Raw genomic sequence first — 11,715 nt, forward strand, 5'->3', positions numbered from 1 at the left:
CGGGGCGCTCCCCGCAGGGCGTCGAACGCAAGGTGCCTCGGCCCTCCGACCCCCCGCCACGTTCGGCGCCCGAGGAGACGCCCCGGCGCGCGCCCGGCCCCACCCGCAGGGGACGGTCCCCGGCCAAGCGGCGCAGCCATCCCGCGGCCGGCCCCACCCGCAGGGGACGGCCCCCGGCCGAGCGGCGCAGCCATCCCGCGCCCGAGGCACCCGAACCGGCGAGCCCGGCGCATCGGGCCGTGGGCCGCGGGCCGAGAACCCCGGCCGGCCGGTCAGGCCGGCCCCACCCGAACCGGCGAAGCCCGCCGCCCCCGGCACATCGGCCGCGGGCCGAGAACCCCGCGACCCGCGTCAGCCGTTGGGCCTGCCGGCAAGGCGACCGGCCGGTCAGTCCGGGGCCGGGCGGGGGCCGCCCGGGCGGAGCCGGGCCAGCCAGTTCCGCAGGGCGCCGCGGCGGACCCGGCCGCCCTCGTCGCGCGGCAGCGCGCCGACGATCTCCAGCCGCGTGGGCAGGAAGGCCTCCGCGACGCCCAGGGAGACGAGGTGCTCCCGCAGTTCGGCCGGCCCCGGCGGCCGGTCCAGGGCGGTCGGGACCACGACGGCGCAGGGCAGCTCCCCGTGCTCGGGATCGGTGTAGGCGACGACCGCCGCCTCCCGCACCCGCGGGTGGGCCAGCAGCTGCTCCTCCACCTCGGCGACCGGGACCATGAAGATGGCGCCGGTCCGGGTGCCGGCCCGGGCCAGGACCCGTATCCCGCCGTTCCGGTCGGCCGTCGCCAGGTCCCCCGTGGCGAGCCAGCCGTCCCCCCGCTCCCAGGTGGCCACCGGCGCCGGAGCGCCGTGCCGCCAGGTGGCCAGGCAGACCGAGGGACCGCGCACCTCCAGGGCCGACTTCGTGTCCGCGGCGGACACCTCCAGCCCCCGCAGCGGGCGGACGCCGTCACCGCCCTGCGCGGTGTCCCCGGACAGCGCCCCCATGCCGAGTTCGGGCGCCCCCCACACGGAGAGCACCGGTACGCCGAACACCTCGCGCAGTTCGGCGGCGAGCGGCGCCGGGGTGCTGGTGCGGCCTCCCGACAGCACCAGCCGCAGCCGGTCCGTCTCCCGGGGACGCCGTCGCTGCGCGGTGACCAGCTCGGCGAGGTAGGCCGGCTCCGCGTAGACCTGGTCCACCCCGGCCGCGGCCATCAGGTCCAGGCATCGGCCCGGATCCCACACGTCCTGGTAGACCCCCGTCCCGCCGACCGCCAGCGGCCAGCACACGGTGTAGATCAGCGAGGCCAGCGAGGTGAGCGGCAGCGTGCTCAGGAAGACCTCGTCCGGCCGCCGCCCCGGGCCGTCGGGCCCGCTCTGGGCCGAGATGTTCGCGTACAGGGTGTTGGGGGAGTGCAGCACCGAGGTGTACGCGTCCCGCAGACCCATGACGCTGATCAGCAGCGCGGGCCGGTCGGCCTGCCCGCCGCGCGGCCGGCTGCGCAGGCCCGCCTCGGTGCGCTCGTGGGCGGTGCGCTGGAAGTGCGCGCCGAAATCGACCGCTCCGGTCGCCGCTGCGTCCCCCAGGACGACCCGGTGGCGCAGCCACGGCAGCCGCCCGGCGAGGTCCGCCAGGGCCTCCGCGTGCGCGAAGCCCTCCCAGACGTCGGGCACCACGCAGACCCGGGCCCGGGTGCCGTCCAGGATCCGGTGCAGCCCGTGGGCCCGTACCGTCGGCAGTACAGGCACGGCGACCGCGCCGACCCGCAGACAGGCGAGGGTGAGCGCCGCCGTCTCCCACCAGTCGGGCAGCTGGAGGGCGACCGGATCGCCCGGGGCGACCCCGAGCGAGGTCAGGGCGCCGGCGAACCGGTCGACGTACAGGGCGAGCTGGGCGTACGTGAGGGTGACCCGGCGCAGGCCGGCGGGGCGGTGGGCGCGCTCCGAGACGATCGCGGGGCGCTCGGGCGCGCGGGCGGCCGTACGGTACAGGTCGTCGAGGAAGGTCTGCGGGCGCCACCATCCGGCGGCCCGGAACCGGTCCGCGACCTCGGCCGGCGGGACCAGGTCCAGCGGGCGGGCGGGCGTCCGCCCCGGATAGGCGGCCGCCGTACCGGGCGCGGCGGAGCCGGTCAGGCCCATCGGCCCACCGCCCCGGCGACCTGCACGCGGGAACTGCACCCGAGGCGGCGCATCACGTGGCGGACGTGGTTGACGACGGTCCACTCGGAGATGTCCAGCTTGGCTGCTATCTGACGGTTCGTCATACCTTCGGAGACCAGCAGGGCCACCTGGACCTGCCGCGGGGTGAGGGACTGCGCCTCGGGGGCCGTCCCGGCCGCCGCCCGCCGCGAGGGCGCGGGCGACGAAAGGGCCTCCGCCACCGCCGCGGGCACGGTCATCCGGACGCCCTCCGCCCAGGCCACGGCGAAGTCGGTCCAGCCGAGGCGGGCGCTCAGTTCCGCACGGGCCCGCTCGGCCGCGGAGCGCCACTCGTCCGCCACCTCCGCCCCCGTCTCGCCGCGCAGGGTGTCGGCCGCCGCCAGCAGCCGTACCGTCCGAGGCCGCTGGGCGGGCGCAGTGCGGAGCAGCAGCAGGGAGAACTCCTCCAGCGCGCCGGGCAGTTCGGTCCGCTCGTCGAAGGACCCGTACAGCCGCAGGCTCTCCCGCAGCGCCCGGTCGGCCCGGTCCGGCTCGTCGCCTTCCAGGGCGAGCGCGGCCGCGGTCCGCAGGGCGCCCGCGAGCCCCCGCCCGTCGCGGGTCCGCCGGAACGTCTCGACGCACCGGTCCAGCAGCTCCTGCGCCTTGCGCCGGTCCCCCTCGGCGCGCAGGACGGCGGCGAGCGAGCCCGCCGCATCGGCCGCGCCCCCGGTCACGCCCATCGACTCCAGTGCGTTGAGGGCGGTCACCAGTACGGCCCGCGCGCCCGCCGGATCACCGGCCCGCAGCAGGGCCGCGCCGAGCCGGGCGGAGGCGAGCGCGTTCTGCCGGCGGTCGCCGACGGACTTGCCCAGGGCCAGTGCGTGCCGGTGGCGGCGGACGGCCTCCTGCGGATCGCCGAGGGCGAGCGCGAAGACGCCGGACAGGTCGGCGAGCCGGGCCCGTACGCCCTCCGGCAGCGCCGCCCCGCCCGCCTCGACGGTGTCGTCGCACCACTCCAGTCCCTCCCGCAGTCGCCCCTGTGCCAGCCACGGGAGACCGCAGCCGAGCACCAGGGCGGCCACCGTCTCGCTGTCGCCGCGCTCGCGCAGCCGCCGCAGGGCGCCGCTCACGTTCGCGGCCTCGGCCGCCGACTCCCGCAGCAGCCGCCCCTGTTCGGTTCCCCGCAGACCCGGCAATGCGGTGGTGACCAGCTGGCGGTAGCGCTCCGCGTGCGCGTCCAGCGCCGCACCCTCCCGGCCCGAATCCGCCAACTCGGCTCGGCAGTGGGACCGTACGGGCTCGGGCACGGCCAGCCGCAGCTCCCCCTGCTCCTCGCCCACCACGGCGAGCAGCCCGCGGTCCAGCAGGGTCTCGACGGCCGCCTCCGCCGACAGTCCGGCCGCCGGCAGGCCGAAGCCGGGCTCGTACACCGAGAGCCGGCCCAGCAGGGCGCGGGCTCCGTCGTCCAGTCCGCGGCAGCTCCACTCGGCGAGCGCGGCGAGCGAGCGGTGCCGCTCGGGCGCGTTCGCAGGGCCGCCCGACAGGATCGTCGTACGGCCGCGCAGGCGCGCCGACAGCAGGTGCGGGGGGAACAACCGGAGCCGCATCGCGGCGAGTTCGACGGCCAGCGGCAGGCCGCCCAGCAGCGTGCAGATCTCGGCGACGGCCCCGGCGTTCTCCTCGGTGAGCGCGAAGGACGGGTCGGCGTCCCGGGCCCGGCGCACGAACAGCGCGACCGAGGCCGCCTCCCGCACCTCGTGCGGATCGGCGCCGCCGGCCGGCCCGCGCCGCGGCCCCGGCACGGGCAGCGGCGCCAGCGGCAGCAGCTGCTCCCCGTACACGCCGAGCGGCTCCACGGCGGTGGCCAGCACCACCACGCGCGGATCCCCGGTGAGGGCCTCCACGGCCGCGGCGGCGGCCGGGCGCGCCTCGTGGTCGCAGCCGTCGAGCACCACCAGCATCCGGCCGGGCAGGCCGGCCGGAACGGGCAGCTCCGGCGGCTGCTCGGGCAGTCCGGGGAGCTCCGGAAGCCCGGCGCGGACACCCGCGGGGTCCAGGGCCGCCACCCGGGCGAACTCCCCGCCGATCTCCCGTACGACCTCCACGGCCAGCCGGCTCTTGCCCACACCTGCCCGCCCCGTCACCGTCACCAGCCGCACCGACGGGTCCCGCAGCCGCTCCCGCAGCACGTCGGCCTCGAGCTCGCGTCCCACGAGCTCTGTCGCCGGCCCGAGGGACAGCGCCGTGGTTCCCCCCATGCCGGGGGCCTGCCTCCTGTTCATGCGCGGACACCGGCCGGACGGATCCGCCAGAGGCCAGGACGGATCTCCACGGCACGCGCCGCCGCGGCACCCCGGCCGGAACCGGCGCCCGGACCGGACGGGGTGCTCAGCGCGCGCAGCGAGCGCAATGCGTACACCTCCAGCCGGTGGTCGCGCAGCGCGCCCGCCAGCTCCAGGCACTCGCCGAACCAGGCCCGCGCGGTCTCCGGCCCCTCCTGCGCCAGCGCCAGCAGCGCCCGCGCCCGGCTCGCCTCGTACCGGCCCCGCGTGCGGCCGGGCGCCGACAGGGCGGCGAGGGCGGGCTCCAGCAGGGCGGCGGCCTCCGCCGACTCCCCGGCGTCCAGCCGCAGTTCGGCCAGCCCCACCAGGGCGCGGGCCGCCTCCTCCTCGTCGTCCGCCGCCCGGGCGAGCGCCAGTGCCCCGGAGAACACCTCGTGGGCCCGCTCCACGCGCCGGTACTGCCAGGCGAGATCGCCGAGCGAGCGCAGCATCCGGGCCTGGGCCGACCGGTCCCCGCACCGCTCGGCGGCGTCCAGCGCCAGCGTGTAGGCGGCCTCGCCCTCGTCCTGCACCGACCCGCCGGGCAGGGCGTCCGTCAGCCGTACGGTCAGCTCCCACAGACCGGCGTCGTACGCGGTCCTGGCCAGGCGTACGAGCCCGCGCGCTCCCTGCTCCGGTCCGCGGCCGGGCTCCGCGGCGGCGACCGCGTACGCCCGGCACACGCGCTCGGCCCCCGCACGGGCCGCCCCGGTCCGCTCCTCCAGGGCCAGCCGCTCCGCCGCCAGCAGCCGCAGCAGCTCGGGGAGGTGCCAGCCGTCCCGGTCCGCCGCCACCAGCCGCTCGTCGGCCAGGGCTTCCAGGGCCGCCGAGGCCTGCGGTCCGGTCACGTCCAGCGCGGCCGCGGCCTCCCGGGCGCCGAACCGGCCGGGCGGCAGCAGGGACAGCAGCCGAAAGGCCCGCCGCTGGTCGTCGGGGCACGCCGCGTACGCCGCCAGGAGGCGGGCCCGTACGTCCACGTCGCCGGTCCGCAGCGCGTCCAGGCGGCCGCTCTCGTCCCGCAGCCGGTCCGCCAGGGTGGCGGCCGTCCAGTGCGGCCGGGCCGCAAGCTGCGCGGCGGCGGTCCGTACGGCGAGCGGGAGCCGCCCGCACAGTTCGGCGATCTCGGCGACCGTGCCCGGATCGGGGACCGGCCCCGGATCGAGGGCGGGAGCGCCGCCGCGCGTCACCGCGCGGGTCCCGGCACGCCCGGTGAACAGGCCGGCGAGCCGCGCGGCCTCGTCGGGACGCCACGGTGCGAGCACCACGGACCGCAGCCCGGGGAGCCCGGCGGGCACGCGGCGCGCGGTGAGCAGCACCACGGCGCCCCGCAGCGCGGGCAGCAGGGGCCGCACCTGGGTCTCGGAGGTGACGTCGTCCAGGATCAGCAGCACGCGGGGGGCCGTCGAGCGGCCGTCCGCGGGGTCGGCGGGCCCGCCGGCCCGGTGCAGCAGCCGTTCCAGGGCCTGTGCCCCCTCCGCCGGCGGGCCGGCCGTGTCCCGCAGGTCGAGGAAGATCCGCCCGTCGGGGAAGGCGTCCGCCACCCGGTGCGCGGCTTCGACGGCGAGGGCGGTCTTGCCTGCGCCCGGCATGCCCGTCACGGCGACGCAGCCGCCCGCCGGGGCGCTGCGCAGCATCCGCTCCAGCGCGGTGAGTTCGTCCGCCCGGGCGGTGAAACAGGGATCGGCGGCGGGCAGCAGCGCCTCGAGCGCCGCGGACCGGCGGCCCGCGGGAGCGCCTGCGCCCCCGCCGGTGGCCTCGCCCTCGCCTGCCGGCCGCTCGCCGTAGGCGCCTTCGGTCCCGGCCGGCGCCTCGCCCGCGCCCCGCGTTCCGGTCTCCGGCCCCGTCGCGGTCCCCGCCTCGGCCCTGGTGCCGGCCCGGGGCCGGGACAGCGCCGGGTCGCCCTCCAGGATGCGCCGCTGGAGCCGGCTCGACGACGGACCCGGCTCGATCCCCAGCTCCTCGACCAAGGTCGCGCGCAGCAGCGCGAACACCCGTAAGGCCTCGGCCTGCCGGCCGCACCGGTACAGCGCCACCATCAGATGGGTGTGGAACTCCTCGTGCATCCGGTGCTCGGCGACCAGCTCCTGGAGTTCGGCGACCAGTTCACGGTGCAGCCCGAGGTGGAGCTCGGCCCGGATGCGCTCGTCGAGCGCGGTGGTGCGTGCCTCCGCCAGGCGCACTGCAGCGCCCTCCAGCACGGGACCGTGGGGGGTGTCCGACAGCACCGGCCCCCGCCACAGCGCGAGCGCCCGCCGCTGCAGATCGGCGGCGGTGGCGAAGTCGCCCGCCTGCAGGGCCTGGTGGCCGCGCCGGGACAGGTCCTCGAAGGCCGTGCTGTCGACCGCGTCCGCACCGACCCGCAGCAGATAGCCCGGCCGGCGGGTGACCAGCGCCTCCCGGCCGTTCTCCGGGTCGGCGCTCTGCAGGGTCTTGCGCAGGTGGGAGACGTACACCTGGAGCGTCGTCGTCGCGGTGCGCGGCGGCGCGTCCGGCCAGAGCTCGTCGATGAGGCTCTCCACCGACACGACGTCGTTCGCCCGGACCAGCAACGTGCCGAGGACGACCCGCAGTTTGGCGGCCTGCGGGGCGTACGACGTCACCTGGCCGGTGTCCGTGGGGCCCGTACCGCCGGTGACCTCGAGCGGGCCCAGAATCCCGAAGCGCATGGTGCTCAGTAGTCCTGCACCACGGAGGTACGGGCCTCGGCGACGGCCCGGCGGCGCTGCGTCAGGGTGAGCGTGACGGGAACGGCCGGCCGCCCCTCCTCGTCCCGCTCCAGCGGCCCGGCCACCGCCACGCAGCGCAGCGGCAGGTCGCGCTCCGCCGGGCCGCGGAAGTGCACCTGGCAGGCGCCCAGCGTGCTGCGCGCGGGGTTGAGTCCGTGCGCGCGGCCCGAAGCGAGCAGCGACGTCTGGCGCAGTGCCTCCATCAGGTGCAGACCGGAGTACTGGCCGTCCTCGCCGGTGAACACGGGGCTGACCCGGGTGGAGAGCAGCCAGGTGCTGAGCCGGCCGCGCGAGACGTCGGTCGGTTCGCTGATCACGATGTTCTCGGAGGCGTATCGGCCCGCCTCGGCGCGGTCGAGGGGGCGCAGCGGGCCGTCCGGGGCGTCATCGAGCTCGGGCGCGGCCTGCAGGGCCTGTCGGGAGTGCTCCACGTGCTTGCGGTACAGCTTCGGCATGAGGAAGACCAGGCCGGCGGCGCCCGTCGCGCACGGGCGGCCGTCGATGGTGACCTGGAGGTGGAAGTCGAGCCCACGCGGCACCTCGGCCACCACGTTCGCCGGGCGGGCCGTGATGTGGGTCGCCAGGGGGACGGGGCCGGCGGCGCCCGCGTCCGTGCGCCACGCGGAGAGGTCGGTGAAGTCGAGGGTGAAGCGGTAGAAGAGGCCGGGCCGGTCGTCCGGCACGCCGAAGTAGCGGTGCCCGACGAACTCGCCGATCTCGCGCACCGTCTCGGTGGCGATCTGCAGGTCGTGGAAGTGTGCCGGGCCGTCGTTGAAGAGCGGGTGGGTGACGGGAGTCGCGCCGACGAGGGTGAAGTGCTCCTCCCCCAGGCTGGGAGCGTCCAGGGCGTAGTACGCCCGCGTGGGCGGACGGTGGATCAGGTGCTGGGTGCCCGCGGTCGCGTGTCCATGGATGGTGGGGGGCGAGGTCGTGCCGTTGTCGACTGTCATGTCCCTCTCCTTCTCTGCAGCCATGGTGGAGCGGTGGCGGAGCGGGCAGCCACCCGGCGCCGGTGTCAGCAACGTGCATGGCAGGAACTCGTCCCGCCCCGCCGGGCCCGCGGGGGCTTTAGCGACGTCCATGCGGCGGGCGGCACCGTTCCTACCGAGGCCCCGCCCCGGGACGTCCCCCACCCTTCGGGCGGGGCTTCGAACCACTGCTCTCCCCGATCCCGGAAGGGAACCCCCGATGGCCACCACAGGGTCCGCGCGCACCCCCCGCGCCGTACCGGACCGTGCGGAGCCGGCGGGAGCACCGACGGCACCGACGGGACCCGGAGCACCGGGACCGTCGGGACCGCCGGGCCGGGCGCCGGGCGCTCCGACCGCCCGGCTCCGGTTCGGCTACGCCTCGGGATCGCTCGTCACCGGTACCTTCACCACCCTCCCCGGCCTGCTCCTGCTCCCGTACCTCACGGACACCCTGGGCGTGGGCGCCGCGCTGGCCGGTGCGATCGTCTTCGTCCCCAAGGCGTGGGACGCGCTGCTCAACCCGCTGGTCGGGCGGGCCAGCGACCGCACCCGCACCCGCTGGGGCGCCCGCCGCCCGTACGTCCTGGGCGGTGGCCTCGCGATGGCCCTGGCCTTCGCGCTGACCTTCGCGGGCCCGCTGCCGGGCACCGCCGGCGCATGGTTCACCGCGGCCGGCTACCTGCTCACCGCCACCGCGTTCGCCTTCTTCCAAGTGCCGTACGTCGCCATGCCCGCCGAGCTCGCCGACCGCGACGAGGACCGGATGCGGCTGGTCGGCGGGCGGGTCGCCGTCATCGGGGTGGCGGCCCTCGTCACCGGCGCCGCCGCTCCCGCCCTCGTCGAGGCCGGTGGCGGCGGCCTCGCCGGGCACCGCTGGGCCGGCGTGTTCGGCGGGGCGGTCATCGCCCTGGGCGCGCTCTGGGTCTTCGCCGGCACCTCCGGCGGCGGCCGCCGCGGCCGGGTCCTGGAGAGCGAGCCCAGCCTGCGCCGCCAGTTCGCCGCGGCCCGCGGCAACCCCTCCTTCATGGCACTGCTGCGGTGCGTGGTCGCCCAGTCCGTCGCGACCGGGGTCCTCCTCGCGGGCGCGCCGTACTTCGCCGACCACGTGCTGCACGACTCCGCCGGGGTCGGCCCCATGGTGGCCGCGTTCGTCGCCCCCAACCTGCTGACCCTGCCGCTCTGGTCGCGGCTGCGGGGCCGCCGCGGCCACGCCTTCGCCTCCGCGCTCTTCGCCGCCGGCTGCCTGCTCTTCCTCGCGGCGCCCGTGCTGCCCCCGGCGGCGGTGCTCGCCACCATGGCGCTCGCGGGCACCGGCCACGCGGGCCAGCTGCTCTTCCTGTACGCGATGCTGCCGCAGTGCATCGCCGATGACACCGCCCGCACCGAGCGCCGCCAGGCGGGAGTCCTGTCCGGCCTGTTCACCACCGGTGAGGCGCTCGGCGTCGCCCTCGGCCCCTTCCTCTACGGCCTCGTGCTCCAGCTCTCCGGCTACGTCTCCTCCGGCACCGGCCGCGCCGCCGAGCAGAGCGCGACCGCCGAACTGGGCATGCTGGCCGGGTTCGTCCTCCTCCCGGCCCTCGCCACCGCGGTCGCCGTCGTCCTGCTGCGCGGATACGGACGTACGGGCCGCCGCCCCTATTGACCCCTCATCCGTCGCGTATCCGGTGACACGGGTATGCGGGACCCCGTAGGCGCAGGATGATGGGACGATCATGGCTCGCGGGCATCGGGGGATGGCGTGACGTACACACAGGGGTGGGCCCAGGTCGGTTTCGGTCCGGGGGTACGGGCCCTGATCGAGGAAGAGCTCCTCCCGGACCGGAGCGTCATCGTCCGGACCGGCACGTACGTCGTCGACCCGCCCTTCTTCGGCAACGGCGACATCGGGAGGGTCGCCGTCTGCGGAGCGGTCAACGAACTGGCCGTCACCGGCGCCGAACCCCGGCACGTCGCCCTCGGCATCGTGCTGGAGGCCGGGCTGCCGCTGGAGCTGGTGCACAGGCTGATCGCTTCGGTGCGCTCGGCCGCCGCCGAGGCCGGGGTCACGATCGCGGCCGTCGACACCCAGGTCGTCCGCGCGGGCGAGGCCGACCGGGTCTTCGTCACCGCGACCGCCTTCGGGGTGCCGGTCCCCGGCGCACCGGCCCTGGAACTCGACTCGGTCCGGCCGGGCGACCGCATCCTGGTGACCGGGCCGCTGGGCAGCCACGCCGCCCACCTGGTCTCGCTGCGCGACGGCCTCGGGTACGAGCACCACGTGCCCAGCGACTGCGCCCCGCTCGGCGGCCTGCTGCGGGCGGTGGGCGCCGACGTCCGCCACGCCCGCACGGTGGTCGCGGGAGGCCTGGCGGAGGTGCTGCGCCAGTGCGCCGCGGGCCGCGGCCTGACGCTGTGCGTCGAGGAGGCCGCCCTGCCCGTCCGGTACGAGGCCCGGGTGGCCCTCGGAGCCCGGGGCCTGGCGCCCCTGGACGCGGCCTGTGCGGGCTGCCTCTGCCTGTTCGTCCCGCCGGAGCACACCGCCCGGGTCCTGGCGGCGCTGCGCGCCCACCCCTACGGACGCCGGGCCGCCGTCGTCGGAGAGGTCACGGCCGACCCGATGGGCGACGTGGAGTTCCTGGCTCCCGACGGCCGCCTCCACACGCGCACCGTCCCGCCCGGCTCCGTCCCCGAACGTCTCCTCTGACCGTCCGCCGCGGCCGGCCCCGGCAGGGTGGGGAACGCCCAAATCCGTTTCGCGGACGGTTGGTTGATCGGCCGGTGGGGCGTCCCGTCGGCGCATATGCTCGGCCCGTACGGACGTGCGTCCGTACGTCCGAACGCCTCGCGAACCGTAAGGGGACCGCGCCGTGAGTGTCCGCATTCAACCCTCCTCCCAGGTCGACGAGAGCGCCGAGCTCGGTGAGGGAACCACGATCTGGGATCTGGCGCAGATACGGGAGGAGGCCCGGCTCGGGCGCGGGTGCATCGTGGGGCGCGGGGCGTACGTCGGCCCCGGCGTGCGGATCGGGGACCACGTGAAGCTCCAGAACTACGCGCTCGTGTACGAGCCGGCCGAGCTCGGCGACGGCGTGTTCATCGGTCCGGCGGCCGTCCTCACCAACGACTTCTACCCCCGCGCGGTCGAACCCGACGGCCGGCTCAAGCGCGACGGCGACTGGGAGCCCGCCGGGGTCGTGGTCGCCGAGGGGGCCTCGCTGGGAGCCCGCTCGGTGTGCGTGGCCGGGGTGCGGGTCGGACGCTGGGCCCTGGTCGCGGCCGGCGCCGTCGTGTCGAAGGACGTACCGGACTTCGCGCTCGTGGCGGGCGTGCCGGCGCGGCGGATCGGCTGGGTGGGCCGGGCCGGGGTCCGTCTGGTGGAGCGCGCGGGCGAGCCCGGCGTATGGGAGTGCCCGCGCACCGGCGCGCTGCACGACGAGAAGGACGGCACGCTCCTCGAGCGAACCTGACGGAACGTCGGCAAACTACGTCATCGGCATTTCCTCAAAACCGCAATCAACGAACATCCGTGGGCATACCTTGTCCCTGTATACGGGATCTGAGCACGCAACAGACCGTGCTCAGTGGGGGGTTGTAACACGACGA

7 protein-coding genes are annotated in these 11,715 nt (G+C 76.8%); 3 read left to right on the forward strand and 4 right to left on the reverse strand.

Going from position 1 to position 11,715, the window contains the following annotated elements:
* Window positions 1–387: 387 nt before the first annotated feature.
* Genes PV721_RS10445 through PV721_RS10460 form a run of 4 tightly spaced genes read right to left on the reverse strand, consistent with a single transcriptional unit; the run spans window position 388 to window position 8,112 of the window.
* Window positions 388–2,115, reverse strand: coding sequence for an AMP-binding protein (locus tag PV721_RS10445; protein WP_319722616.1), 1,728 nt, complete (start codon window positions 2,113–2,115; stop codon window positions 388–390).
* The gene (locus tag PV721_RS10450; RefSeq protein ID WP_319722618.1) at window positions 2,106–4,373 is read right to left on the reverse strand and encodes an ATP-binding protein; all 2,268 of its coding nucleotides are present in this window, start codon (window positions 4,371–4,373) and stop codon (window positions 2,106–2,108) included. Before PV721_RS10450 ends, PV721_RS10445 begins: the two co-directional genes overlap by 10 nt.
* Window positions 4,374–4,393: 20 nt before the next feature.
* Window positions 4,394–7,102 carry an AfsR/SARP family transcriptional regulator gene (locus tag PV721_RS10455; RefSeq protein WP_319722620.1) on the reverse strand — a complete coding sequence of 903 codons (2,709 nt, stop codon included), beginning with the start codon at window positions 7,100–7,102 and terminating at the stop codon, window positions 4,394–4,396.
* Window positions 7,103–7,107: 5 nt separating this feature from the next.
* Entirely contained in the window at window positions 7,108–8,112 is a 1,005-nt protein-coding gene (locus PV721_RS10460; protein WP_319722622.1) for an AfsA-related hotdog domain-containing protein, read from the reverse strand.
* A 238-nt stretch (window positions 8,113–8,350) separates the two neighbouring features.
* On the opposite strand from PV721_RS10460, the gene PV721_RS10465 reads away from it, so the two are divergent.
* The 3 genes from PV721_RS10465 (at window position 8,351) to PV721_RS10475 (ending at window position 11,579) form a co-directional block, all read left to right on the forward strand.
* Window positions 8,351–9,775, forward strand: coding sequence for an MFS transporter (locus PV721_RS10465; RefSeq protein ID WP_319722624.1), 1,425 nt, complete (start codon window positions 8,351–8,353; stop codon window positions 9,773–9,775).
* A gap of 96 nt (window positions 9,776–9,871) precedes the next feature.
* Window positions 9,872–10,816 (forward strand): AIR synthase-related protein, encoded by a 945-nt coding sequence (locus PV721_RS10470; RefSeq protein WP_319722626.1) that lies wholly within the window; start codon window positions 9,872–9,874, stop codon window positions 10,814–10,816.
* 163 nt (window positions 10,817–10,979) lie between these two features.
* Entirely contained in the window at window positions 10,980–11,579 is a 600-nt protein-coding gene (locus PV721_RS10475) for an acyltransferase (protein ID WP_319722627.1), read from the forward strand.
* The last annotated feature ends 136 nt before the right edge of the window (window positions 11,580–11,715 follow it).

The organism is Streptomyces sp. MB09-01, from assembly GCF_033794505.1.
Classification (GTDB): Bacteria; Actinomycetota; Actinomycetes; order Streptomycetales; family Streptomycetaceae; genus Streptomyces.